The following is a 26,024-nucleotide window of genomic DNA, read 5'->3' as shown; positions in this document are numbered from 1 at the left end:
GAAGAAGTTAAAAAATCAATGAAAATTGGCTTAGTATTAGAAGGTGGAGCGATGCGAGGTATGTACACCGCGGGAGTGCTAGATACCTTCTTAGATAAAGATTTTTGGGTGGATGGAATTATTTCCGTTTCAGCAGGTGCATTGTTTGGCGTTAATTATCCTTCTCGGCAAAAAGGGCGGGCAATTCGTTATAACAAGAAATTTATATCAGATAAGCGTTATATCAGTTTTAAAAGTTTGGTGAACACTGGAAATATCGTGAATAAAGACTTTGCTTTTTATGAAGTACCTTTCAAATATGATGTGTTTGATAATAAAACGTTTAAAGAATCAGATATCGATTTTTATGTAGCTGTGACTAATTTACAAACTGCACAAGCAGAGTATGTCAAATTAACAGATCCTTTGACGCAAATGGAAGTGTTGCGCGCCACTTCCGCTATGCCTTATGTTTCTCGTCCTGTTGAGATAGACGGGATTCCTTATTTGGATGGCGCTATTGCGGATTCTATTCCTGTCGAACAAATGCAGAAGCTAGGATACGATAAAATCATTGTTATTCTTACCCGCACTTTAGATTATAGAAAATCTAAGCCAATGGCTTGGATTGCCAAATGGTTTTATCGACGTTATCCACATTTTGCAGATGCCGTAAATCAGCGTTATGCCATGTATAATCGACAAGTTGAAAATGTGATTAAGCTAGCAGAAAAAGGCGATATTTTTGTTATTCGACCTTCAGTTGATTTGAAGATTAAGCGTATTGAAAAAGATCCCAATAAATTGCAGGCAATGTATGAGTTGGGTATAAAAGATATGCAATTACAGTGGAAAAATTTATTGGGTTATTTAAATCGATAATAAAAAATGGATTAAACCTTTTACCGTTTAATCCATTTTTTATTTATTGTGGTAACGCGCCGCTTCCCCAGGTTTGTACTTCTTCAGGGCGTTTTATTTGAAGTAAGAAACGTTTGTTTGGCTGCGCCTGTGGTTGAATTTCTTTTTCTGCTGGTGTGGAGAAAGAAATACCACCTTTTAGCAACTGTTGAACACTTCCTGTATTAAATATCGCACCTTTCCAGCCTAAGGTAAAGTCATAACCCGATGCAATCCAAAATTCTGTATTTTGTCGAACAAGATGACTATATTTTGGCATAATTGCAATATGCACTAAGACGCGATCACCAAGACTGTTAAGCTCAAATTTTTTCACGGTCCCCACTTCTACGCCTCGATAAAGAATTGGTGAACCTTCACTTAAATTCATGGCATCACGTGTTTCTAAAATAAATGGCGTACCATTACTAAATTTATTACGTTGTGGCGCTGTTTGCGCTAAATTGAATTGTGTTTTTGGTTTACCATTCCCAATTTCAATATCGATATAAGGCTGTAATAAGCTATCAAGGTTATCTATTCCACTTGCTGAAATTTGTGGAGAGATAATCGTAAAGTTAGAACCTTCTTTTGCAATCATATTTATATAATTAGGGTTGATTAACGCTTTTGCTGTGATGCGTTTAGATTTTGCATCAAGCTGAATACTGTCAATTTGCCCCACATCTAAACCTAAATAGCGCAGATTCATCCCTTTACTCAGATTGGTTGCATCATCTGCCGTTAAGGTGATGGCAAGTCCGATGGATTTTGCATAACTTTCATTTGCGTAAAGTATTCGATTATTGCCCGAACCACTATTATCAAAGCTAATCGCACCTTTTAAGGAACGCGCAAGTGGCATTGCTTGAATGCTAATTCCTTTAGGTGTGATATCAATTTTCGCCGCACTTTCCACCCAAAATCGGCTTTTATCTGTCAACAAATGCTGATAGGCAGGGTAAATATAAACTTCTACATCAAAGCTATTAGTTTGAGGTTTGATATTTAACACTTTTCCCACTTCAAATTGACGATATAGTACGAGAGAGCCTTTATCAATGCTTGGTAACGTTTGGGTTTGTAAGGTTATCGTTGGCGTAAGAATATTTCCTGTGATGCCATGTTCAGCATTGCTGATATTTTGATAAAGCGGATAGCTATCTTTAGCTTTTCCCTGACCTTGTTTCGTTAGTATTCGTACGCCACCTTGTAACCATTTTTCTGGTGTCGCGGATTCAAAACGCAATCCGTCTAATCCAACTCTGATATCAAAGTTGGTTGCTGCGACAAATTGTGTATTTTCGTGAATTAAATTGCGATATTCGGATGCAATCGCTGCTTTAAATTGCACGCCATTTACATCCACTTTTTGTGAAACAATTTGTCCGATTGGCATGTTGTTATAAAACACATTTTGCCCTTCACTTACACCATAATTTTCTGGTGCAGTGAGTGTTAAAACCAATGTATTAGGTGCATTGAGTAATAACTCATTTTCTTTAATGACATCAAACTGATGCTTAGTTTCACCATCTCCAGCAATGACATCAAAATATTCGCCACGAAAGAATTTTTTGGGATCTGCTAAATTACCAAGATCCGTTTTTTTATTGCGAAGTACGATTTTGCTATTCGCTTTAAATAAAGAGGCTTGGTTTGGATCTATCAATAAACTGCCTTCTAAAATTTCATCGTTATTTTCAACCGCACTTATTTTAGAAAGAATCCCGATAGGATTATCTTGAGAATAAACTTCGGTCTGTCCTGCAACGAGACCAGCAGAAGCTGGGATATTTACGTTGATTTCAATTCCACGTTTTGCGGCTTTTAAATTGGTATAGAGCGTGAAATGACTATTTTCATCTGCCTTTGGGCTGTCAGCTGGAGAGTCAAAAGAAACAGCACCTTGTACAACTGCATTTAAACTTTCTACATTTAGATTTAAGCCTGATGGGCTAATGTTAGCGTTAATGCCACTAATATTCCAAAAACGTGAATCTTTTTTCACAAATTGTGCATAGGCTTTATCAATCACCACATCTATTTCTACTTTATTGTCTTTATTAATGCGGTAATCGTAAATTTTTCCTACAGGTAATTTTTTAAAATAGACGGATGCACCAATAGAAATTGAGCCTAAATCATCAGAAATTAAGTGAATCAATAAATCTCCTGCGGAAACTTGTGCAATAGGGCCTTGTTCTTCCGCAATAAATTCATCTTCGCGATCGCCATCACCCGGTTGAAGAGTGATGTAATTACCTGACACGAGAGAATCTAAACCTGAAATGCCTGCAAGTGAAACATTTGGTTGGACAAGCCAGAATTTTGTATTTTCACGCAAAATACTTGACGCTTCAGGATTGATATTGGCAACAACTTCCACTTTTTGCATGTTATCTGTGAAATTTACTTTTTTCACCACACCAATTTGTAAACCTTGGTAGCGAACTTGTGTTTTATCCGCAACGATACCTGAACCATTGGTAAAGGTAATCGTGATGCTTGTGCCGCGTTCCTTAACTATTTGGAAGAATAAAATTGCCCCAATACATAATGCAATAAAGGGAAGTAACCAAAATGGAGAAATACGACGAGTTTTTCGAACTGCCGCTGTCATTTCTGTATGTTGATCTTTCATTGAAGAACTATTTTTCTCTGTCATAAATTTTCCAAATTAATCGACTATCAAATTGTGAGGTTGAAATCATGCTGCAAAATACGGCAGCACCGAAGTAAAAAGCACCAGGACCAACGGTAAAATTAATAATTTCACCACGTGTTACGAGTGACATCATTAAGGCTAATACAAATAAATCGAGCATCGACCAGCGCCCAACGAAATGCACAATATGCAATAAACGTATTTGCCATTTAATAGAGTGTCGCCATTTAAAATGAACACAACTTAGTAAATAAAGTAAAATTACAGCTTTACTGATTGGGACAAAAATACTCGCAAAGAATACCACGAAAGCAACAAAATAACTGCCCATGTTCACAAAAGAAATTACACCAGATATTAATGTATCTTCAGAGAGCGAACCTGTTAAATAAATGCCTGATATGGGTAATAAATTTGCTGGGAAAAGCATAATAATCCCTGCAATTAAACTTGCCCAAGTGCGTTGTAACTTAATATTATCTGAAATATGAACAGGCGATAAACAGCGCGGACATCGTGGGTTGTTCTTTTTATCGTAATGAATACCATTTTTTGAAAATGTATAGTTACAAGCATCACATAATTCAATATTGTTTGCATCATAAGCTGGTTCATTTTCGGGATAAAACTCTTTCCATAGCGCTTTAAGGTTTAATTTGATAAAAAGTAAGGTTGTCAAAAGTGCGGTGAAAATAAAGGGAATTAAATAAACATTAATTTCCAGTGTTGCATATTCACGTACTTTGAACATTGTTACACCTAGTGCGACTAAATATACATCAAACATCACCCAGGGTTTTATGTAACCTAAAAAAAGTAAAACACTGCGTGGTTTTATATGCAAAATTTTTGCAATCCAGAGCATGATGACTAAAATTGCAAAGGTAATTGGCATGACAACGGCACAAATAAACACCATAAAGGCAGTGTATTCATAGCCTGCCACTGACATTTTCCAAATACCTTCCCAAATAGATGCGTCAATTTTGACACCTAATAAATGAAGACTTAATAGGGGATAACTCAAGGCAAATGGCATCAAAATAAGGATTGATAAAGCAACCATAGCGCAACGATGAACAGACCAACGCCCACCTGTCGCTAAATGATGATGGCAACGTGGACATTCAGCTTGTTCATTTTTATTTAATATTAAAGGTGTTTCTACGCTAGCATCACATTCTTCGCATTTTATAATTTGAAATGATTTTTGTGTGAGGTTTGATTCTTGCACGAAGGATTATCTTTTATTCGGTTGTTAAAAACGGCGCATTTTAGCCTTGTTTAAGTATATATGGGAAGTGATTTTGACTATTTTTGTGTAAAATTTATTCACAATGTTGTGATTAATTGTAAATTTTGTAAAAAGTGCGATAAACTAACTCGGTTTATATTTACCCTAGGATAACTAACATGACTGATTCTCAATCTGGCGTTCAGACCACTGATGCGCAAGTAAATTCACAAAAATTAACCAATACAAAAGATATTATTGCGTATTTGGCTGAAAAATTCCCTCTTTGCTTTATTTTAGAAGGCGAAGCAAAACCATTAAAAATTGGTTTATTCCAAGATTTAGCGGAAGCATTAGAAGATGATGAGCGTGTAAGCAAAACTCAGTTGCGTCAGGCTCTTCGTCAATACACATCAAATTGGCGTTATTTACATGGCTGTCGAGAAGGCGCGGTGCGCGTAGATTTACAAGGTAATCCAGCCGGAGTATTAGAAGCGGAACATGTAGTCCATGCAGCTCAACAGCTTGCTGATGCTAAAGCTCGTGTTGCTGAAAAACGTAAGGCAGAGGCTGCAGCGAAAAAAGCACAGCAGAAACAACGCCCACGTAAACCTGCAAATAAAAATGCTAAACATTTCAATAAGCCGTCATTAAGTGCGGTTGATTTTTCACAAATTTCTGTTGGTTCTGTGGTGAAAGTAAAAGCTGGCGATCATGCGAAAAAAGCAACAGTAGTGGAAGTGCTAAAAGATTCAGCACGTGTTCAGCTTGAAAACGGTTTGGTTATGAGCGTAGCTGCAGATCGTTTATTTGCATAATGATTTAATTCTACTCGGGAAAGGTTATGAGATCTAATATTTCAAAAAATGTGATTACTCGCGCATTGTTATCGGCATTGTTAATCGGCTCTGTGCCTGCTTTTGCTGTGCAGCCTAAATTAAAACTGAGCGATATTACTATTCCAACAGCAAGCGAAGAGAATCAGTTGGCAACTAAGCGTGCAACGACTCGATTAACCCAATCGCATTATCGAAAGATCTCATTGGATGATGCTTTTTCTGAAAAGATTTTTGATCGTTATATTAAAAATATTGATTTTAGCCATAACACCTTTTTGCAATCTGATGTAGATGAACTTCGTCAAAAATATGGCGCTAAGTTGGATGACCAGTTAAATCAAGGTGATCTTTCTGCTGCTTTTGATATTTATGGTGTAATGATGAAGCGTCGTTATGAACGTTATGCTTATGCGTTGTCTTTATTAGATAAAGAGCCTAATTTGAATGGCCAGGATCAAATTGAAATTGATCGTGAAAAAGCGACATTTCCGAAAAACGAAGAGGAAGCCAATAAACTTTGGGAAGAACGAGTAAAAAATGACATTATCAATCTTAAATTAAAAGATAAAAAATGGTCAGAAATTAAAACAAAACTCACCAAACGTTATAATTTGGCAATTCGCCGTTTAACTCAAACGAAGGCAGATGATATTCTTCAAACTTATTTGAATGCATTTGCTCGCGAAATTGATCCTCATACAAGCTATCTTGCACCAAGAACCGCGAAAAGTTTTAATGAAAGCATGAATCTTTCGCTTGAGGGGATTGGAGCAACGTTACAATCAGAAGATGATGAAACAAGCATTAAATCACTTGTTCCTGGCGCACCAGCGGAGAAAAGTAAAAGATTACATCCCGGAGATAAAATTATCGGTGTGGGACAAGCTACTGGCGAGATTGAAGATATCGTTGGCTGGCGTTTAGAAGATATCGTTGAGAAAATCAAAGGTAAAAAAGGCACAAAAGTGCGGTTAGAAATTGAGCCGTCTAAAGGTGGAAAATCCCGTATTATTACTTTAGTGCGCGATAAAGTGCGTATTGAAGATCAAGCTGCAAAATTAACCATGGATAAAGCAGATGGTAAAAATATTGCGGTAATCAAAGTGCCAAGTTTCTATATTGGTTTAACTGACGATGTTAAAAAATTATTGGTTAAAGCAGAGAAACAAAAAGCCGATGCGTTAATTATTGATTTGCGTGAGAATGGTGGTGGCGCATTAACAGAAGCGGTTGCTTTAAGTGGTTTGTTTATTACTAATGGTCCTGTTGTGCAAGTACGTGATGCTTACCAACGAATTCGTGTACATGAAGACGATGATGCCGAACAACAATATAAAGGCCCTTTGTTGGCCATGATTAACCGTTACAGCGCTTCTGCATCAGAAATTTTTGCAGCGGCAATGCAGGATTACAATCGCGGTATTGTTATTGGGCAAAATACTTATGGTAAAGGTACCGTTCAGCAAAGTCGTCCTTTAAATTTTGTGTATGATTTGGATCAGACGCCGTTAGGTTTATTGCAATATACCATCCAAAAATTCTATCGAATTAATGGTGGGTCAACTCAGTTAAAAGGTGTGGCGGCAGATATTAATTTCCCTGAAATTATCGATGCGAAAGAGTACGGTGAAGATAAAGAAGATAATGCATTGCCGTGGGATAAAATTCCATCCGCAACTTATAAAGAAGTTGGTAATGCGCGCAAAGACGTTGATGTATTAAATAAAAAACATCTTGAGCGTATTGCTAAAGATCCTGAATTTGTTGCATTGAATGAAGATTTAAAAATCCGTAATGAGCGCCGTGATCGCAAATTCTTATCGTTGAATTATCAAACGCGTAAAGCTGAAAATGATAAGGATGATGCAAGACGCTTAAAAGATATTAATGAACGTTTTAAACGTGAAGGTAAAAAAGCATTAAATGATATTGATGATTTACCGAAAGATTATGAAGCGCCAGATTTCTTCTTAAAAGAAGCAGAAAAAATGGCTGCGGATTTTGTCATGTTGAATTCAAGTGCGCAAGATGTTGGTAAAGAAGCTCAGAAACCAACAGAAAAAGTAGAAGAGAAAAAATAAAATTATTTTAATCGCACTTTGTTTTAGAACTTAGATAAAGTGCGGTTGTTTTTAGGAAATGTTTAAGGAATGGCTATGTTTAAAAGCACTGCAAAGCTCTCAGTATTTGTGTTGTCATTGTCAATGATGACATCAGGATGCGCTTTAGCAGATTTTGTAAAGAATGGACAATCGGCACAACTTCATGGCGTTGATGTTTCGCATTTATCTCCAGAAGAAAAACAAAAGCTTGAAGAGGAAATAAAATTAGATCAAGCCCGCTTAGCACAGGAAAAGCAAGCGATTTTAGAAATGTCTCTCACCCATGAAATAGGTGAGCATGCTTTACAGTTTAAGCCTTTGTTGGCTCGTTTATATGCAGAGCGTAAATATGCACCATTATGGAAAGATAACGCTGCGGCTCGCCAATTATTACAGGATTACGCAGCAATGGTGGCTAGTGGTATTTCTAAACGTTCAGCAAAATCCTTAGAATCCTTTGAATTGATTGAGCAGCAAGGCGGGTTAGCTTATGATGTTTTATTGAGCGATATATTGCTAGATTACTTGTATTATACTCAAAATGTAGGTGTACAAGCTCAACGTTGGTTGTATTCATCTAGCGCTTATCAAGTCCAACAACCTGCAGATGAGCATATTCAACGTTGGTTAAGTGCGGTAGACAATAGTCAACTTTTAGGTTTTGTACAAAGTTTATCGGGTGATAATCACTTATATCATCAAACTGTTAAAGCATTATCATCAATGGTATCTGCATCAGGCTTATCAGAGGTTGGGCAGAAACTTGCAATTAATGCTCAGCGTTTGCGAGTAATTCCTGATTTTCATAACGGCATCTTTGTAAATATTCCAAGTTATAAATTGCAGTATTATCGTGATGGTAATTTAATTTTGGAGTCTCGTGTTATTGTTGGTAAGGATCAACGGCGTACGCCAGTGATGTATAGCAAATTGAGTAATGTTGTTGTTAATCCACCTTGGAATGCCCCTACTCGCTTAATTAATGAAGATTTATTGCCAAAAATGAAAGCGGATCCAAATTATATTGCAGAACATAATTATTCAATTTTAGATAGTCAGGGAAATGTTGTTGATCCAGCTTCTATTGATTGGGCATCTATTGGTAATAAATTCCCTTATCGAGTTCGACAAGCTGCGGGCGATAGTGCCCTGGGTAATTATAAATTTAATATGCCAAGCTCAGATGCCATTTATTTACATGACACGCCAAATCATGGGCTGTTTAGCCGTAAAGATCGCGCATTAAGCTCTGGTTGTGTGCGTGTGGAAAAATCCGATCAACTTGCTAGTATTTTATTGAAGGAAGCAGGGTGGTCTGATGAACGTAAAAAGAATGTTTTAGAGAGTAAAAAAACGGTTTCTGCCCCAATTCGTTCGGAAAACCCAGTGTTTATATACTATGTGACATCTTGGGTTGAGAATGGAAATATTCAGGCATTGCCAGATATTTATAAATATGATGGATTGATGAATTTCAGTGGAATTAACTGGAATGTCGTTAAAAAATATCTCTAATAATCCATTAAAAAATAGAAAGGAGAGATGATGCACAAAGTTGATAAACAGAAACGTAAATGGTTGTCGCTCGGCGGTATTGTTTTAGGTGCATCAGTTTTACCGAATTCTGTATTAGCAATGGTTTCAACACCTAAGCCTCGTATTTTGACGTTCCGTAACATTAATACGGGAGAGCGATTAAGCGGTGAGTTTTCTGCTCAAAAAGGTTTCGCAAGTACCACATTAAAAAAATTAGACCATTTTATGCGCGATAAACGAACAAACCAAGTTTGTAAAATGGATCCAAATTTATTCCACAAGTTTTATAACATTCAAAGCAATTTGGGGCTACGCAATGCGGAAATTGAAGTTATTTGTGGGTACCGTTCTGCTGCAACTAATGCAATGCGTCATCGTCAAAGTAGCGGAGTAGCAAGTAATAGTTATCATATTAAAGGAAAGGCCATTGATTTTCGTATTGCTGGTGTACCTTTGATTAAAGTGAAATCTTCCGCAGAAAATCTTCGAAATGGTGGGGTAGGGTATTATCCGACAAGTAATTTTATTCATGTGGATACAGGCCCTGTTAGAACCTGGAAAGGGGTATAAAATAGATTTAAAATTGACCGCACTTTTGTGCGGTTTTTCATTGGGAAATACTATGCTATTTGACTGCCATCTTCATTTGGATCAACTCTCTGATGAGAATATTCAGAAAACACTTGGTGATCCAAAGCTTACTGGTATGCTTGCGGTAAGTACGAATCTAAAAAGTGCTAAAAAACTATTGAATTTAAAACAGGGTTATCCCGAGAAACTTTATATTGCAGCTGGTTTTCATCCGGAACAGCCATTATTTAATTTCGAAGAGCAAGATGAATTATTTCAATGGATTGATGAATATCATTCATCGATTTCTGCGATTGGCGAGGTGGGGTTGCCACATTATTCTAAACGTGAAAATGCAAATTTGGATTACGCACCTTACATTGAATTACTGGAACGATTTATTCTGATAGCGAAAAAATGGGATTTGCCGTTAAATTTACATATTGTGCATAATGATGTGGATATTGCGCTTGAATTATTGCAGAAACATAATATCCAACTAGCCCATTTTCATTGGTTTAAGACAGATGAAAAATCTTTTCAGAAATTTTTATCTACACCATATTTTGCTAGTCTAACGCCTGATATTTTATGGAATCCTAAAACGCAATATGTTGCTCAACATTTGTCGTTGAACCGTTTGATGATTGAAACGGATAGTCCATGGCCACACGAAGGATTTGAAAGTGCGGTAATTTCTGAGCAATTATTCGCAGTAGCGAAGAAAGTAGCTGAATTAAAATCTTTGCCATTACATTATGTTCAAGAGCAAATTCTTTTGAATACTCAACAATTTTATCGATTATAAGGAGCAAACATGAATATCGAAATTATCCCAGTCACCGCATTTCAACAAAACTGTTCTTTGATTTGGGATGATGACAAAAATGCAGCAATTATTGACCCAGGTGGCGAAGTCGAACGTCTAATTCAACGTATTGAAGAACTGGATTTAAATCTTAAAGTGATTTTGCTTACCCATGGTCATTTAGATCATGTTGGCGCAGCGATGCAGTTAAAACAACACTTTGGTGTTGAAATTTGGGGTTCTCATGAAGAAGATAAATTTTTATTTGAGAGTTTGCCAGAACAAGCACAACGTTTTGGTTTGCCAAATATTGAAGCCTTTTTACCTGATCGTTGGTTTAATCAAGAAGGTGAAATCTTAAAATTAGATGGCTTTAATTTCGAGATTTTACATTTACCAGGGCATACACCTGGGCATATCGGTTTTATTGAACATGATAAAAAAGTGGCATTTACAGGCGATGTATTATTTCAAGGCGGAATTGGTCGTACCGATTTCCCTCGAGGCGACTATGAAACATTGATTTCTTCAATTCGAACAAAACTATTACCCTTGAATGATGATCTGATTATTATTGCTGGGCATGGGCCTTATACAACCATTGGCCGAGAAAAACAGACAAACCCATTTTTAAATCGTTAAAGTTAAAAGTGCGGTGAATTTTATTCTTATTTTCTAAAAGAGCTGATTTTTTATTGGCTCTTTTTATCTGAAAAAGGAAAGAGTTTGAGTCAGATCACAAATCTGTAACAATTTCTGATAAGAGGCTTATTTCCTTTTCAATCCTATGTATAATGGATAAAAAATGGAGCGAAAAATATCGTTCCAAATAATCATAATAAAGAGGTAATTATGCAGCAAAACAAGGCATTTGATGATTGGTTAGCTAGCACAGCATTAGGCGGTGCAAATCAATCTTATATAGAAGAACTTTATGAAAGCTATTTGAGTGATCCGCAGTCGGTGGAGGAAAGCTGGCGAGCCACTTTTGATTCTTTACCAAAAATGACCGCACTTGAACAGCCTCATACACCAGTGCGAGATTATTTTCGTCGTTTGGCGCGAGAAAATCATAATGAAGCGGTGACAGTGATAGATCCTGCTGCTGGTGCAAAATTGGTGAAAGTTCTACAATTTATCAATGCCTATCGTTTTCGTGGCCATTTAGAGGCTAATCTCGATCCCCTCAATTATTATCGTTGGAAAGTATCTTCCGTCCCTGAATTAGATTATCGTCATCACGGTTTTACTGAACAAGATCTCAATGAAACCTTTAATATTAATCATTATGTTTACAAACGCGATACCATTAAGCTTGGTGAGTTAGCTCAAATGTTGAAAGAGACTTATTGTGGCTCAATTGGTTTGGAGTTTATGCATGTGCAAGATATGGCACAGAAAACTTGGCTTCAGAGCAAAATGGAAAGTGTGTTAGATAAACCGCTTTTTACATCTGAGGAACGTGTTAATTTTCTTCGTGAACTTACCGCTGCAGACGGTTTAGAACGTTATCTGGGTGCAAAATTCCCGGGGGCGAAACGCTTTTCTTTAGAAGGAAGTGATGCATTTATTCCATTAATGAAAGAAATTATCCGTCATGCTAGTCGCCAAGGGGTAAATGATGTGGTAATGGGAATGGCACACCGTGGGCGTTTGAATATGCTCGTGAATGTATTAGGTAAAAAGCCTGAGGATTTATTTGATGAATTTGCGGGTAAACATTCGAGTGAACGTACAGGGGATGTGAAATATCATCAAGGTTTTTCCTCTGATTTCGCAGTGGATGATAAGCGAGTCCACTTAACTTTGGCATTCAATCCATCTCATTTGGAAATTGTAAGCCCAGTAGTGGTGGGCTCTGTGCGTTCAAGACAGACTCGTATTAATGATACAACGCGTAGTCAAGTTTTAGCGATTACAGTACATGGTGATTCCGCTGTAGCTGGGCAGGGTGTTGTTCAAGAAACATTGAATATGTCAAATGCCCGTGGTTACAGTGTGGGCGGTACTATTCGTATCGTGATTAATAACCAAATTGGTTTTACGACATCTAACCCGAATGACACGCGTTCCACAGAGTATTGCACCGATATTGCGAAAATGATTCAAGCGCCGATTATTCACGTTAATGGTGATGATCCTGAAGCGGTTGCTTTTGCTGCGCGTATGGCGGTGGAATATCGTAATTTATTCAAACGAGATATTTTTATTGATTTGATTTCTTATCGTCGTCATGGTCATAACGAAGCTGATGAGCCATTAGCTACTCAGCCAATGATGTATAGCATCATCAAAAAACATCCTACACCTCGTAAAGTTTATGCAGATCGCTTAGTTGCAGAAGGCGTGATGACTGAAGAACAAGTCACCGAGATGGCGAATGATTATCGCGATGCGCTAGATAATGGTGATCGAGTCGTATCAGAATGGCGAGAAATGGATACGGCAAAAATGGATTGGTTGCAATATCTCAACTATGATTGGACTGCTCCGTATGAAAGCAAGTTTTTACAGGAACGTTTTTTAACGCTTGCTAAACGTGTGTGTGAATATCCAGAAAGTTTACGTGCGCATCCTCGTGTAGAAAAAATCTATAATGATCGTAAAGCAATGTATCAAGGCGAAAAATTGCTCGACTGGGGGATGGCTGAAACCATGGCTTATGCAACCTTACTTGATGAAGGTGTTAATGTCCGTTTATCAGGTGAAGATGCAGGGCGCGGAACCTTTTTCCATCGTCATGCCGTAGTGCATAATCAAAATGATGGTACGGGGTATGTACCATTGACACATCTACATGCTAACCAAGGTCGTTTTGAAGTATGGGATTCAGTACTTTCAGAAGAATCAGTACTTGCTTTTGAATATGGCTATGCAACAACAGATCCAAAAACTTTAACCATTTGGGAAGCGCAATTTGGCGATTTTGCTAATGGTGCACAAATTGTTATCGACCAATTTATTAGCTCCGGCGAACAAAAATGGGGCAGAATGTGTGGTTTAGTTATGTTATTGCCTCATGGCTATGAGGGACAAGGCCCAGAACATTCTTCTGCCCGCCTTGAACGTTATTTGCAACTTTGTGCTGAACAAAATATGCAAGTCTGCGTGCCATCAACGCCAGCACAGGTGTATCACATGCTTCGTCGTCAATCGTTGCGTAAGATGCGTCGTCCATTAATTGCTATTTCTCCAAAATCTTTGCTACGTCACCCATTAGCAGTATCCAGTTTAGATGAGTTGATTAATGGGGCTTTCCAAACAGTAATCGGAGAAATTGATGAGCTTGCTCCTAAAGATGTAAAACGTGTGGTAATGTGTTCAGGTAAAGTTTATTACGATTTACTTGAACAACGTCGTGCGAATAATCAGAAAGATGTGGCGATTATTCGTATTGAGCAGCTTTATCCATTCCCACATGAGGATGTGAAGAACGCGCTTGCGCCTTATGCACATGTCACGGATTATGTATGGTGCCAAGAAGAACCACTTAACCAAGGGGCTTGGTATTGCAGTAAACATAATTTTGAATCCGCAATTCCAGAATCCGTTAAACTCAAATATGCGGGGCGTCCAGCTTCGGCTTCGCCTGCTGTGGGTTATATGTCGCTTCACACTAAACAGCAAAAACAGTTAGTGGAAGATGCGTTAACCCTATAAAGTGCGGTTAAAAATTAAGATATTTTTATAAATTTACAGGTGTACTTGTTGCATCCTGGATAAAAAGTAAAAGAGTAATTCAGTGCAATAAGTTGCACTTTAAGAGATAAGGAAAATAAAATGACCATTGAAATTCTTGTTCCAGACCTACCTGAATCAGTTGCGGATGCAACCGTGGCTACTTGGCATAAAAAAGTAGGTGATACTGTTAAACGTGATGAAGTTATTGTAGAAATTGAAACGGATAAAGTCGTGCTAGAAGTGCCCGCACTTTCTGATGGCGTACTGGCAGAAGTTGTTCAAGCTGAGGGCGAAACTGTGGTGAGTAAACAACTGCTAGGCAAAATTTCTACGGCTCAAGAAGGGGATATTAGTTCCGCGACATTAAAAGCAACGAATGAACCCACACCTTCTGATCGTCAAAATGCAGCGATTGAAAATAGTCATAATCACAATGCGGATCAAGGCCCTGCGATTCGTCGTTTATTAGCAGAACATGATTTACAAGCAGAGCAAATTCAAGGTTCGGGTGTGGGTGGCCGTTTAACACGTGAAGACATTGAGCGTGAAATCGCAAAACGACAAGCACTGCAAGCGAAACAAGAAGCTGCCACTGAGCAAAATACAATTAGTACGGTAGCTTATAGCGCACGTTCTGAAAAACGTGTGCCAATGACCCGTTTGCGTAAACGTATTGCTGAACGTTTACTTGAAGCCAAAAATAGTACAGCAATGCTTACTACTTTCAATGAAGTAGATATGCAGCCGATAATAACTTTGCGTAAAACCTACGGTGAAAAATTTGAAAAACAACATGGTGTGCGTTTAGGATTTATGTCTTTTTATATTAAAGCGGTTGTGGAAGCATTAAAACGTTATCCTGAAGTTAATGCTTCTATTGATGGGGATGATGTTGTTTACCATAACTATTTTGATATTAGTATTGCGGTTTCTACTCCTCGTGGATTAGTCACCCCAGTGCTTCGCGATTGCGATAAGCTCAGTATGGCAGAGATCGAAAAACAAATTAAAGTATTAGCTGAAAAAGGTCGTGATGGCAAATTGACAGTAGAAGATCTTACTGGCGGAAATTTTACCATTACAAATGGCGGCGTGTTTGGTTCTCTTATGTCCACCCCAATTATCAATCCACCACAAAGTGCGATTTTAGGAATGCATGCAATTAAAGAACGTCCGATTGCGCTTAATGGTCAAGTTGTGATTCGTCCGATGATGTATCTTGCTTTATCTTACGATCATCGCTTAATTGATGGCCGTGAATCTGTTGGTTTCTTGGTAACGATTAAAGAATTATTGGAAGACCCAACAAGATTATTATTAGAAATCTAAGAAATAAAAGGCTTTCTGTGTTAGAAAGCCTTTTAAAATGAACAAAAAATTAACAGCACTTTAAATATTTAAAAAGAATATTTCAAAGTGCGGTTATTTTCTTATGTGTTTTTAATTATAGATCGAAATCCCCAAAATCATTCGTATCAACTTTTGAGTCAATTTGACCAACAAGGTAAGAACTCACTTCCACTTCTTGTGGTGCTACTTGTACATTATCAGAAACAAGCCATGCGTTAATCCATGGAATTGGGTTAGAACGCGCACCAAATGGCAATGGAAGACCAACAGCTTGCATACGGATATTAGTGATATATTCCACATATTGCACCAAAATGTCTTTGTTCAAACCAATCATCGAACCGTCTTTAAACAAATAATCTGCCCAGTCTTTTTCTTGTTCTGCAGCGGCTAAGAATAAATCATAGGCTTCTTGTTTACATTCTTCTGCAATTTCTGCCATTTCCGGGTCGTCTTGACCTGCAGCCATAATATTTAAAATGTGCTGCGTACCAGTTAAGTGTAGGGCTTCATCACGTGCGATAAATTTAATAATTTTCGCATTACCTTCCATTAATTGACGTTCAGCAAAAGCAAACGAGCATGCGAAAGACACATAGAAACGAATGGCTTCAAGCGCGTTCACGCTCATTAGGCAAAGGTAAAGTTGTTTTTTCAAATTACGCAATGTCACAACACATTCTTTACCATCTACCGTGTAAGTACCTTCGCCGTATAGGCTATAAAGTTGGCTGTCGCGGATTAAATCATCGTAATAAGAAGAAATATCACGTGCACGTTTGATGATTTCTTCGTTAGTTACGATGTCATCAAATACGATAGATGGATCGTTCACAATGTTACGAATAATGTGCGTGTAAGAACGAGAGTGGATGGTTTCAGAGAATGTCCAAGTCTCGATCCAAGTTTCTAATTCTGGAATAGATACCAACGGTAATAATGCAACGTTCGGGCTACGGCCTTGAATAGAATCTAATAAGGTTTGATATTTTAAGTTACTGATGAAAATGTGTTTTTCATGCTCAGGTAACGCAGCATAATCAATACGGTCTTGTGACACATCCACTTCTTCTGGACGCCAGAAGAAAGAAAGTTGTTTTTCAATGAGCTTTTCAAACGTCTCATATTTTTGTTGATCGTAACGCGCAACGTTAACGTTTTGACCAAAGAACATTGGCTCTTTTAATTGGTCGTTTTTAGTTTGTGAGAAAGTGGTGTATGCCATATATTGTTCCCCGTTTTGGCAACCTTAATTTTGCCGATAGTAATTAATAGGTTACAAGTAGCGGGCTAAAGCCCGCTAATAATTTGAAAGTAAATAGTTAGATTTTACAAGCCCCACCAGCACAGCCCTCATCAAGATCTTCTTGAGCATCTTCAGCACCGTCGCGAGTGTTTTGGTAGTAAAGGGTTTTTAAGCCGTATTTGTAAGCGGTTAAAAGATCTTTTAACAACACTTTCATTGGTACTTTACCATCTTCAAAACGTTTTGGATCGTAGTTAGTGTTGGCGGAGATCGCTTGGTCTACGAATTTTTGCATAATACCGACTAAGTGTAAGTAACCATCATTGCTTGGGATATCCCAAAGTAATTCGTAGTTGTCGCTTAAGTTTTCGTACTCAGGTACAACTTGTTTTAGGATGCCATCTTTTGAGGCTTTAATACTTACATGACCACGCGGTGGCTCAATACCATTAGTCGCATTGGAAATTTGTGATGATGTTTCTGATGGCATTAAGGCGGTTAATGTTGAGTTACGTAAACCAAATTCTTGAATATCTTTACGCAAACTTTCCCAATCATAATGTAATGGCTCTTGCGTTAAGGCATCTAAATCTTTCTTATAGGTATCAATAGGTAAAATGCCTTTTGCATAAGTGGTTTCATTGAAGTATTCGCAAGCACCTTGCTCTTTTGCTAAGTTCATAGAGGCTTTCAATAAATAGTATTGAATGGCTTCAAAAGTGCGGTGAGTTAAATCATTAGCTGAACCATCAGAATAACGAACACCATTTTTCGCAAGATAATAAGCATAGTTAATTACACCGATACCTAATGAACGACGAGCAAGTGAACTACGTTTTGCCGCCACAACAGGGTAATCTTGATAATCTAATAATGCATCAAGCGAACGAACCGCAAGATCGGCAAGTTCTTCTAATTCATCTAAGTTTTCAATTTTACCTAAGTTAAATGCGGAAAGGGTACAAAGTGCGATTTCTCCATTTTCATCATTAATGTGCTCAAGAGGCTTCGTAGGTAACGCGATTTCTAAACATAAGTTAGATTGGCGAACTGGTGCAACTTGTGGATCAAACGGAGAGTGAGTATTACAGTGGTCTACGTTTTGAATGTAGATACGGCCTGTTGATGCACGTTCTTGCATTAATAAAGAGAAAATCTCAACGGCTTTGACGGTGCGTTTACGGATAGTTGGATCTTGTTCGTATTTTATGTACAGTTCTTCAAATTTGTCTTGATCTGCAAAGAATGCTTCATAAAGTCCAGGTACATCTGATGGACTAAATAAAGTAATCTCGCCGCCTTTAATTAGACGTTGATACATTAATTTATTTAATTGGACGCCATAATCCATATGACGAACGCGGTTGTCTTCTACACCACGGTTATTTTTTAATACAAGTAAGCTTTCTGCTTCTAAGTGCCAAATAGGGTAATAAAGTGTCGCCGCACCGCCACGAACACCACCTTGTGAGCAAGATTTCACCGCGGTTTGGAAATATTTATAGAATGGAATACAACCCGTATGGAATGCTTCACCGCCACGAATCTCACTACCTAATGCACGAATTGCACCTGCATTAATACCAATTCCCGCGCGTTGTGAAACATATTTCACAATAGCTGATGCCGTTGCATTGATTGAATCTAAGCTATCATCACATTCAATTAATACGCAAGAGCTGAACTGACGAGTAGGTGTGCGCACTCCCGCCATAATTGGCGTTGGTAAGGAAATTTTGAAGGTGGATGTTGCATCGTAGAAACGTTTTACATAATCCAAACGCGTTTCTTTTGGATATTTAGAGAATAAACTCGCTGCAACCAGTAAATAGAGGAATTGTGCTGATTCGTAGATTTCTCCTGTCACACGGTTTTGAACTAAATACTTACCTTCTAATTGTTTTACGGCAGCATAAGAGAACGTCATATCACGCCAATGGTCGATAAACCCATCCATTGTGTCCCATTCTTCACGGGTGTAATCATCCAATAACGCATGATCGTATTTACCCATGCGCACTAATTTTTTGACGTGATCGTATAAACGAGGGGGATCAAAATGACCGTAGGCTTTTTTACGTAAATGGAAAATCGCTAAGCGAGCAGCTAAAAATTGATAATCTGGCGTATCTTTGCTGATTAAATCTGCGGCTGCTTTAATAATGGTTTCGTGAATGTCTGAAGTTCGAATGCCTTCATAAAATTGAATGTGTGAGCGAAGCTCAACTTGGGAAACAGACACATTGTCTAGACCTTCTGCTGCCCATGTAATAACACGGTGGATTTTATCAAGATTGATTTGTTCCTGCGTGCCATCACGCTTGGTTACCATTAAGCTTTTATTCATTATACGACCCTTGTTATTATGCGATGTTAAACACAAGATATAGTGTTTGTAATAAAATTACGCACAAGGTAATGTGTTTTTTGCTTGAGATCAAGCAATAAATTTTTTGCTTAAATTATTGACAATAGGTAACTTATTTAAAAATAAACAGTTTTTTCGAAGAGCAAAAAAATCAAATTTTTTACTTGTAAAAATGAGAAAAGTGCGGTTGAAATTCGTTGAATTTTTACCGCACTTTGAAGATTAGTTGAGATATTTGAAAACTTTAATTACTTTTTGTACGCCACTGATTTTACTTGCAATATCTGCAGCTGCATCAGCTTGAGCGTGTGTTAGGGTACCAAGTAGGAAAACTTCTCCATTTTCGCTAATAACTTTAACATCGGTTGCTTTAACTCGATCATCGACTAACATTTTTGATTTGACTTGCGTAGTAATCCAACTGTCTTTGCTGATTTGTGTAAAAGAGATTTTCGGGCCAACAGTCAGTTCGTTATAAATATCATTGACACCTTCAACGCCTTTTGCAAGATCTGCGGCAGTGTCTTTTACACCACTATTAGGCACTTGACCGATTAAAAGTACTCGACCATTGTAAGACACTGCATTTACACGGCCTTCAGCCTTAATTTGGGCATCTTTTTCAACGGCATTTTCTACTTTGAATTCGAGTGTTTCGTCATCAATTTGTGCCCCAGTTGTTCGAGGATCGGTACCTACTTTAGCCGCTACAGCGCCACCTCCAATCACAGCTGCAACACATCCCTGTAAAAAGATTGTTGTTCCAAGTACGATAGCCAGTTTTTTTAATGGGGATAATTTCATATTAACTCCTTTTGAGATTGAACTACTGGTAGTTTGAAAGTAATTTATTTTTCTGTCAAGCACTTGGGAACAACGCATGGTCAACTAATTCACAAAGGGCATTGATAACAAAAAGATGGTTTTCTAGGACTCGACTTTCTTTGGTTGCTGGAATCGATATTTCTAAATCACTATCGGCTAAAATTCCTTGAATTGCATCGTTATTAGAGCCAGTGAGTGCAATAACATTAACTTCTTTATTTACTGCATGAGAAATAATGTTTAGCACGATTTTCTCTGTTCCCAAAGGCGAAAAAGCGATAAGTAAGTCGCCCGGTTTGGCAACAGCATTAAATTGGTGACAATACAATTCTTCAGGCGAGTGTTCAAAAACAAGAGAAGAACCCACCGCACTTTCTAAACTTAATAGAACAGAGGGAAAACTTGGTCTTGCTAAATCGTATCGATTAAGCAAGTTAGATACGAGAAACTGTGCATTGGCATAAGAACGCGAGACGCCACAAGCGATCACTTTATTGCCGCCTAGCAAACATTGCATCACCATTTGGGTGGCGTTAGCAATATTTTCCGAAAGCATGCTAGACGCAGCAATTTGAATTTGAATACTTTCGCTATAAATATCTTTTACTTTTTGTAACATCATAAAAAGCCATTAATCGAGAAAATTAGGAATCCATTGAATATCTTGGGGCGTTTTGCCAAAGGCGATTAAATCAAAACGACAATCGGCGTCTTCTAAACTCATATTTTGTTTCATTAGCCATAAATTTGCCGCATCCAACCATTTTTGTTGTTTTTGCCAATCTACGCTTTCTATTGCCGAGCCAAAGGTATTATGAGAACGTTGGCGAACTTCAACAAAAACGATGGTTTCTTTGTCACTCATAATAAGATCAAGTTCACCACATTTGAAATTTTGATTAGCCGCAATAAATTTTAAGCCTTTTGATTCTAAAAAAAGGCGAGCTTGATGCTCAAAGCTCGCCCCTTGTTGACGTTTTAAAGAAAACATTAGTTTGCGACCGGTACAACTGCACCATCTTGATATTGATACCAAGTCATATCGCGTTCAACATTACAATTTGTACCCGCACTTAAAATACCAGTTAAACCACTTAAGCGATATCCTGGTACTTGGCGCAATTCATTAAATTGATTGATGAGTAACCAAGCATCTGCACCCATTGCGTATAAACGCATTAATTGATATTCACCGCCAGTTGTTTTGGCTAGTTTTTGATATTGTGGTGAATTGGTTTCTTTAAAAAATGGAATATCACTAAACTGTACGCCATTCATCTGTGTAATGAAATCCGCGTTAGTATTTGTCGCATTTGCGCTTGCTCGAGAGCTGGCATAAATCGCTAAATTAGGCGCGATATTTGTTAAATAACCTTTCATTTCTGCTAGCTCAGTTGGACTTGCTACGACATAAAGTGCGGTTGAATTTGAACCATTTTCTTGAAGGAAATAAGTGACATCCGCAGGCAAATTGTAGTAACGGATATTCGCATCAGTACCTGCTAATTGTTGCCAACGTACATTAAAGGCATTGCCTACGCGTTGCCCTAAATCATTTTGTGGCATTGCGACAAGTGGATTACGCACGCCATCGTTCCACATTTTATTGGCGGCAGATTCAGCTTCATCTTCTGGAGAAAGTCCGTAATAACAAAGTTGAGGAATCGCACGAGAATTTGGTGTTGCATTTAATGCAAGCACATCCATACCTTGAATTTGTGCAGGATCCGCTAAAATCACATCAAGATTTTGTTTTAGTAATGGACCCACTAATGTTTTAATCCCCGCTTGTTTCGCTTGCGCAATGATATCTTGTACCGAATTTATTGAGGTATCAAATACTTGCACTGGAATAGTTGAGTTACCTTTCGCGTCGTTGAAACCCGATTGAATGGTTGTACCAAGAATTTGTCCATCTCCACTTAATGGCAAGAGTAAACCAATTTGTGACACATTCGTTTGTTGGAAATTAAGCAATGTAAGCAATTCTTTTGGGAACAACGTTGCGGCTGCATGATTTGGATAAGCATTTTTCCAGCTTTGTAATGCTTGGCTTAATTGTACAGGCTGACGAATATAATCATTGTAGGTTTTGATTAACGTTAACCAACCGCCTAAAGCCGCGTTGCCTTCATCTGAAGCATTATTGATTACACCAGTATTTGCTGAACGTAACAATGCCCAAGTTTTATCAACATTATCTTGGCGACGTTGTACATCCGCTAAATTCTCATCAATTTTTACCCGCGCTTTTACGGCTTCAATGATGTCTTTACGGTTTTCAGCAACAATAGCTAAGGTTTCGTAATAACGAGATTTTTGTGACGGGCTTAATTTATTTAAATCCAATGCACGCAATTGATTTTGCGCGACTTCATTAGCATTTTTTGCAGCAGAAATTCTCGCTTCAATTAATGCACGATCTAATTTTTGCGCATCATTTAATTCACCTAATTCACTTAATAAAGCTTCTGATTGTTCAACTTTATTTTCACTGATTAACACGCGAGCCGCGAGCAATTTATAGGTTTGTTGATCTTCAAGTTCTTGTGCTTGTCCTAATTTATTCATATAAAATTCAGAACTTGCATTCGCATCTTGTTGTAAAGTTTGCGTAAAACTGCTACCAAGTAGATTTGAACAGCCAGCTAAGGCCATTGACAATAAAATTGGCATTAAACGTTTTTTAAAACGCCCGCCTTGTAATAGAATAGACATTCTTGCTCCATCATGAACAGACAATAGTTGTGGCAGATCTTACTTATCTCATAACTTAAAAGCAAACAAAAATGACTGATTTAACCGGAATTTTATACATTGTTGCCACGCCGATTGGCAATTTACAGGATATTACCCAGCGTGCTTTAGATACTTTTGCGCAAGTGGATTTAATTGCAGCAGAAGATACCCGTCATAGTGGCCTTTTATTAAGTCATTACGGTATCAAAAAGCCCTTTTTTGCTTTGCATGATCACAATGAACAAGAAAAAGCCCATATTTTGGTGGAAAAACTCAAGCAAGGTAGCAATATTGCTTTGATTTCTGATGCGGGCACGCCATTAATTAGTGATCCTGGTTTTCATTTAGTACGCCAATGCCGTGAGGCTAGCATTTGCGTTGTTCCTTTGCCTGGGGCATGCGCAGCAATTACCGCACTTTGCGCATCGGGGATTGCTTCTGATAGATTTTGTTTTGAGGGGTTTTTGCCCGCAAAAAGTAAAGCCCGCATAGATAAATTAGAAAATATCGCAGAAGAAGACCGCACTTTGATTTTTTATGAATCCACTCACCGTATTTTAGATACGCTAGAAGATATGCAATTTGTGCTAGGAGAAGAACGATATATTGTGTTAGCCCGCGAAATTACTAAAACTTGGGAAACGATTACGGGTAATACGATTAAAAATTTACGAGAATGGCTTTTAGAAGATGCAAATCGTACAAAAGGCGAGATGGTTTTGATTGTTGAAGGCAAACCAAAGTCTGACAATAACGATGAAATCTCCCCACAAGCGGTGAAGGCACTTGAATTAATTGCAGAAGAATTACCGCTAAAAAAAGCGGCCTCTATTGTTGCTGAGTTGTATGGTTATAAGAAGAATGCTTTGTATCAATTTGGATTAGCGCATTTGGAAAAATAACCTCAAAATTAACTGCACTTTATTCATCCAATTTTAATCTTTGCTGTTGCACCAAAGGGACACAAGCTCTTACAAGATATTTACTTTTAGACTGGAAAAAATATGTTAAACCAAGTTTCAAATACATTACTGACGCCAAGTAATCTTTCAACTAAAGCATTGCTCAATATTTTCGACATGATGTCGCATCGTAATATTGACTATGCTGATTTGTATTTTCAACTTAGCCAAGATGAAAGTTGGGTATTGGAAGATGGCATTATAAAAGAAGGCGGTTTTCATATTGATCGTGGAGTTGGCGTGCGAGCAGTTTCTGGTGAGAAAACAGGCTTTGCTTATGCCGATCAAATTAATCTTGCCTCTTTGCAGCAATGTGCGGAGGCGGTAAAGGGGATTGCGCAAGTAAAACAAGGAAATTTGATTTCGCCATCCGCTTTTAATGTGGTAAATCCTATTGCTCGTTATGCAGCGATTAATCCTTTGGAGAGTTTGACTAAAGAGAAAAAAATTGAGCTATTACATTTGGTTGATCGTACAGCACGCGCAGAAGATCATCGCGTAACTCGCGTATCAGCAAGTCTTAGTTCGGTTTATGAAGAAGTATTAGTCATGGCGACGGATGCTACGCTAGCCGCAGATATTCGTCCTTTAGTTCGCTTATCTATTTCTGTGTTAGTAGAGGAAAATGGAAAACGTGAACGAGGCAGTTGTGGTTCTGGTGGGCGTTTTGGTTTAGATTGGTTCTTTGAAGTGATTGATGGCGATATTAGAGCAGTCCGATTTGCTAAAGAAGCGGTTCGTCAAGCTTTAGTAAACCTTAGTGCAGTTGCGGCACCTGCTGGATTAATGCCAGTTGTATTAGGTGCTGGTTGGCCAGGCGTGTTGTTACACGAGGCGGTAGGGCACGGTTTAGAAGGAGATTTTAATCGTAAAGAAAGTTCACTTTTCACAGGCAAGATTGGTGAACAAGTGACTTCACCGTTATGTACGATTGTGGATGATGGCACGATTGAAAATCGTCGAGGTTCATTAACTATTGATGATGAAGGAGTGCCAAGTCAGTGCAATGTACTCATCAAAGATGGGATCTTGCAAGGTTATATGCAAGATAAAATGAATGCCCGTTTGATGGGCGTAGCACCTACGGGGAATGGTCGTCGCGAGTCTTATGCTCATTTACCAATGCCTAGAATGACCAACACCTATATGCTTGCGGGACAAAGTCAGTTTGATGATTTAATTGCTTCTGTAGAACAGGGGATTTATGCACCGCACTTTGGTGGTGGTCAAGTGGATATTACGTCTGGTAAATTTGTATTTTCCACTTCAGAAGCTTATTTAATTGAAAAAGGAAAAATTACGAAACCAGTTAAGGGCGCAACTTTAATTGGCAGTGGCATTGAAGTGATGCAAAAAATTTCTATGGTTGCAGATAAATCAGAACTTGATTTAGGTATCGGGGTTTGTGGCAAAGAGGGGCAAAGTGTGCCAGTTGGTGTTGGACAGCCCGCACTAAAAATTGATGAAATTACTGTTGGTGGTACAAATTAAACCAAAATTGTGCAAAAGATCACAAAAATCCCATTAAAATTGGATTTTTACTGGCAATTTTATTCAAATTTTGATAGCCTCTACAAAATTTTATTTCTTTTAATTATTTGAAATTATGCTGAAAAGAATTTTAGTTATTATCGGTTTAGCGACCCTCGCAACCGCTTGTTCTAATGGTCCACGAACGGCAAATCATCAGATTATTTCAGAAAATGATGATGTTCAATTAACTGGTTTAATTAATAATTTAGAAAAAGATAATCGAACAGGCATTTTTCACAAAGTGAGAACAAACCGCTCCTCTGCTTTGATGGGCGATAAGGCTCTCGCTAGTGTTTATAATGAATGGGTTGGAACTCGTTATCGTATGGGCGGTACGACTAAACGTGGTATTGATTGTTCAGCATTTATGCAAACTACTTTTTCTGAAGTTTTTGGTATTGAATTGCCTCGTTCTACGGCTGAACAGCGTTATTTAGGTAAACAAATTAGTAAATCAGAGTTGAAAAAAGGCGATTTAGTTTTCTTCCGTAAAAATAACCATGTCGGTGTTTATATTGGTAACAACCAATTTATGCACGCAAGTACAGGGCAAGGTGTGACGATAAGTTCCCTTGATGAAGAATACTGGGCTAGAACTTACACTCAATCGCGTCGTATCATGTAATGAAAAAGAAAACCGAACATTAAGTTCGGTTTTTTTGATCAGTTTATTGATAAAAATCT

Annotated in this window: 20 protein-coding genes; 12 read left to right on the top strand and 8 right to left on the bottom strand. The window is 37.9% G+C overall.

The features are described from left to right. Positions 1 to 18 precede the first annotated feature (18 nt). Positions 19 to 861, top strand: coding sequence for a patatin-like phospholipase family protein (locus tag DV415_RS01900; RefSeq protein ID WP_192879075.1), 843 nt, complete (start codon positions 19 to 21; stop codon positions 859 to 861). A gap of 43 nt (positions 862 to 904) precedes the next feature. Here DV415_RS01900 and DV415_RS01895 read toward each other — a convergent pair whose 3' ends face one another. Next, positions 905 to 3,547 (bottom strand): PqiB family protein, encoded by a 2,643-nt coding sequence (locus DV415_RS01895; RefSeq protein WP_118790749.1) that lies wholly within the window; start codon positions 3,545 to 3,547, stop codon positions 905 to 907. Next, positions 3,531 to 4,781: a PqiA/YebS family transporter subunit gene (locus tag DV415_RS01890; RefSeq protein WP_118790750.1), complete on the bottom strand. Its 1,251-nt coding sequence runs from the start codon at positions 4,779 to 4,781 to the stop codon at positions 3,531 to 3,533. Before DV415_RS01890 ends, DV415_RS01895 begins: the two co-directional genes overlap by 17 nt. Positions 4,782 to 4,960: 179 nt before the next feature. Between DV415_RS01890 and proQ the strand changes: the two genes are divergently transcribed. The 8 genes from proQ (at position 4,961) to odhB (ending at position 15,646) form a co-directional block, all read left to right on the top strand. Beyond that, positions 4,961 to 5,599 (top strand): RNA chaperone ProQ, encoded by a 639-nt coding sequence (proQ, locus tag DV415_RS01885; RefSeq protein ID WP_118790751.1) that lies wholly within the window; start codon positions 4,961 to 4,963, stop codon positions 5,597 to 5,599. A gap of 26 nt (positions 5,600 to 5,625) precedes the next feature. Further along, positions 5,626 to 7,701, top strand: a complete 2,076-nt coding sequence (prc, locus tag DV415_RS01880) for a carboxy terminal-processing peptidase (RefSeq protein ID WP_118790752.1) — start codon at positions 5,626 to 5,628, stop codon at positions 7,699 to 7,701. 75 nt (positions 7,702 to 7,776) lie between these two features. Continuing rightward, on the top strand, positions 7,777 to 9,237 hold the full coding sequence (locus DV415_RS01875) for a L,D-transpeptidase family protein (protein ID WP_479682615.1): 1,461 nt from the start codon (positions 7,777 to 7,779) through the stop codon (positions 9,235 to 9,237). 30 nt (positions 9,238 to 9,267) lie between these two features. After that, positions 9,268 to 9,828: a peptidoglycan L,D-endopeptidase MepK gene (mepK, locus tag DV415_RS01870; RefSeq protein WP_118790754.1), complete on the top strand. Its 561-nt coding sequence runs from the start codon at positions 9,268 to 9,270 to the stop codon at positions 9,826 to 9,828. Positions 9,829 to 9,880: 52 nt separating this feature from the next. Next, positions 9,881 to 10,636: a TatD family hydrolase gene (locus tag DV415_RS01865; protein ID WP_118790755.1), complete on the top strand. Its 756-nt coding sequence runs from the start codon at positions 9,881 to 9,883 to the stop codon at positions 10,634 to 10,636. A gap of 9 nt (positions 10,637 to 10,645) precedes the next feature. Beyond that, positions 10,646 to 11,278: an MBL fold metallo-hydrolase gene (locus tag DV415_RS01860; RefSeq protein ID WP_065246744.1), complete on the top strand. Its 633-nt coding sequence runs from the start codon at positions 10,646 to 10,648 to the stop codon at positions 11,276 to 11,278. 210 nt (positions 11,279 to 11,488) lie between these two features. Then, the gene (gene sucA, locus DV415_RS01855) at positions 11,489 to 14,296 is read left to right on the top strand and encodes a 2-oxoglutarate dehydrogenase E1 component (protein ID WP_118790756.1); all 2,808 of its coding nucleotides are present in this window, start codon (positions 11,489 to 11,491) and stop codon (positions 14,294 to 14,296) included. A gap of 120 nt (positions 14,297 to 14,416) precedes the next feature. Then, positions 14,417 to 15,646 carry a 2-oxoglutarate dehydrogenase complex dihydrolipoyllysine-residue succinyltransferase gene (gene odhB, locus DV415_RS01850; protein WP_118790757.1) on the top strand — a complete coding sequence of 410 codons (1,230 nt, stop codon included), beginning with the start codon at positions 14,417 to 14,419 and terminating at the stop codon, positions 15,644 to 15,646. Positions 15,647 to 15,761: 115 nt separating this feature from the next. Here odhB and nrdB read toward each other — a convergent pair whose 3' ends face one another. From nrdB to DV415_RS01820, 6 genes are all read right to left on the bottom strand, one after another. Beyond that, the gene (gene nrdB, locus DV415_RS01845) at positions 15,762 to 16,892 is read right to left on the bottom strand and encodes a class Ia ribonucleoside-diphosphate reductase subunit beta (protein ID WP_065249677.1); all 1,131 of its coding nucleotides are present in this window, start codon (positions 16,890 to 16,892) and stop codon (positions 15,762 to 15,764) included. A 97-nt stretch (positions 16,893 to 16,989) separates the two neighbouring features. After that, positions 16,990 to 19,260, bottom strand: a complete 2,271-nt coding sequence (gene nrdA / locus DV415_RS01840) for a class 1a ribonucleoside-diphosphate reductase subunit alpha (RefSeq protein ID WP_118790758.1) — start codon at positions 19,258 to 19,260, stop codon at positions 16,990 to 16,992. Positions 19,261 to 19,503: 243 nt separating this feature from the next. Then, positions 19,504 to 20,085 carry a division/outer membrane stress-associated lipid-binding lipoprotein gene (dolP, locus tag DV415_RS01835; protein ID WP_118790759.1) on the bottom strand — a complete coding sequence of 194 codons (582 nt, stop codon included), beginning with the start codon at positions 20,083 to 20,085 and terminating at the stop codon, positions 19,504 to 19,506. A 55-nt stretch (positions 20,086 to 20,140) separates the two neighbouring features. Next, positions 20,141 to 20,725, bottom strand: coding sequence for a D-sedoheptulose-7-phosphate isomerase (locus tag DV415_RS01830; protein WP_118790760.1), 585 nt, complete (start codon positions 20,723 to 20,725; stop codon positions 20,141 to 20,143). 12 nt (positions 20,726 to 20,737) lie between these two features. Then, the gene (locus tag DV415_RS01825; RefSeq protein WP_118788506.1) at positions 20,738 to 21,097 is read right to left on the bottom strand and encodes a YraN family protein; all 360 of its coding nucleotides are present in this window, start codon (positions 21,095 to 21,097) and stop codon (positions 20,738 to 20,740) included. After that, complete coding sequence (locus tag DV415_RS01820) at positions 21,097 to 22,824, bottom strand: penicillin-binding protein activator (protein ID WP_118790761.1); 1,728 nt, start codon at positions 22,822 to 22,824, stop codon at positions 21,097 to 21,099. The genes DV415_RS01825 and DV415_RS01820 overlap by 1 nt, the downstream gene beginning before the upstream one ends. A 71-nt stretch (positions 22,825 to 22,895) precedes the next feature. Here DV415_RS01820 and rsmI point away from each other — a divergent pair, with 71 nt between their 5' ends. The 3 genes from rsmI to DV415_RS01805 all read left to right on the top strand — a co-directional run bounded on the left by rsmI (position 22,896) and on the right by DV415_RS01805 (position 25,965). After that, positions 22,896 to 23,747 (top strand): 16S rRNA (cytidine(1402)-2'-O)-methyltransferase, encoded by an 852-nt coding sequence (gene rsmI, locus DV415_RS01815; protein ID WP_118790762.1) that lies wholly within the window; start codon positions 22,896 to 22,898, stop codon positions 23,745 to 23,747. Between the two features lie 102 nt (positions 23,748 to 23,849). Beyond that, positions 23,850 to 25,298, top strand: coding sequence for a metalloprotease TldD (gene tldD / locus DV415_RS01810; protein ID WP_118790763.1), 1,449 nt, complete (start codon positions 23,850 to 23,852; stop codon positions 25,296 to 25,298). A gap of 115 nt (positions 25,299 to 25,413) precedes the next feature. Beyond that, positions 25,414 to 25,965, top strand: a complete 552-nt coding sequence (locus DV415_RS01805) for an NlpC/P60 family protein (RefSeq protein WP_118781592.1) — start codon at positions 25,414 to 25,416, stop codon at positions 25,963 to 25,965. Positions 25,966 to 26,024 lie beyond the last annotated feature (59 nt).

Source organism: Haemophilus haemolyticus, from assembly GCF_003490595.1.
In the GTDB taxonomy this organism is placed as follows: Bacteria; Pseudomonadota; Gammaproteobacteria; order Enterobacterales; family Pasteurellaceae; genus Haemophilus; species Haemophilus haemolyticus_L.
The sequence above is the reverse complement of the archived record's forward strand: the minus strand, read 5'-3'. Positions and strand labels throughout refer to the sequence as shown.

Coding starts and splice junctions, on each gene's coding strand:
- DV415_RS01875 (WP_479682615.1), top strand. CDS start 7,777: ATGTTTAAAAGCACTGCAAAGCTCTCAGTATTTGTGTTGTCATTGTCA.
- nrdA (WP_118790758.1), bottom strand. CDS start 19,260: ATGAATAAAAGCTTAATGGTAACCAAGCGTGATGGCACGCAGGAACAA.
- DV415_RS01825 (WP_118788506.1), bottom strand. CDS start 21,097: ATGTTTTCTTTAAAACGTCAACAAGGGGCGAGCTTTGAGCATCAAGCT.
- DV415_RS01805 (WP_118781592.1), top strand. CDS start 25,414: ATGCTGAAAAGAATTTTAGTTATTATCGGTTTAGCGACCCTCGCAACC.
- prc (WP_118790752.1), top strand. CDS start 5,626: ATGAGATCTAATATTTCAAAAAATGTGATTACTCGCGCATTGTTATCG.
- DV415_RS01860 (WP_065246744.1), top strand. CDS start 10,646: ATGAATATCGAAATTATCCCAGTCACCGCATTTCAACAAAACTGTTCT.
- DV415_RS01865 (WP_118790755.1), top strand. CDS start 9,881: ATGCTATTTGACTGCCATCTTCATTTGGATCAACTCTCTGATGAGAAT.
- odhB (WP_118790757.1), top strand. CDS start 14,417: ATGACCATTGAAATTCTTGTTCCAGACCTACCTGAATCAGTTGCGGAT.
- tldD (WP_118790763.1), top strand. CDS start 23,850: ATGTTAAACCAAGTTTCAAATACATTACTGACGCCAAGTAATCTTTCA.
- DV415_RS01830 (WP_118790760.1), bottom strand. CDS start 20,725: ATGTTACAAAAAGTAAAAGATATTTATAGCGAAAGTATTCAAATTCAA.
- nrdB (WP_065249677.1), bottom strand. CDS start 16,892: ATGGCATACACCACTTTCTCACAAACTAAAAACGACCAATTAAAAGAG.
- DV415_RS01820 (WP_118790761.1), bottom strand. CDS start 22,824: ATGTCTATTCTATTACAAGGCGGGCGTTTTAAAAAACGTTTAATGCCA.
- sucA (WP_118790756.1), top strand. CDS start 11,489: ATGCAGCAAAACAAGGCATTTGATGATTGGTTAGCTAGCACAGCATTA.
- rsmI (WP_118790762.1), top strand. CDS start 22,896: ATGACTGATTTAACCGGAATTTTATACATTGTTGCCACGCCGATTGGC.
- DV415_RS01895 (WP_118790749.1), bottom strand. CDS start 3,547: ATGACAGAGAAAAATAGTTCTTCAATGAAAGATCAACATACAGAAATG.
- dolP (WP_118790759.1), bottom strand. CDS start 20,085: ATGAAATTATCCCCATTAAAAAAACTGGCTATCGTACTTGGAACAACA.
- DV415_RS01900 (WP_192879075.1), top strand. CDS start 19: ATGAAAATTGGCTTAGTATTAGAAGGTGGAGCGATGCGAGGTATGTAC.
- mepK (WP_118790754.1), top strand. CDS start 9,268: ATGCACAAAGTTGATAAACAGAAACGTAAATGGTTGTCGCTCGGCGGT.
- proQ (WP_118790751.1), top strand. CDS start 4,961: ATGACTGATTCTCAATCTGGCGTTCAGACCACTGATGCGCAAGTAAAT.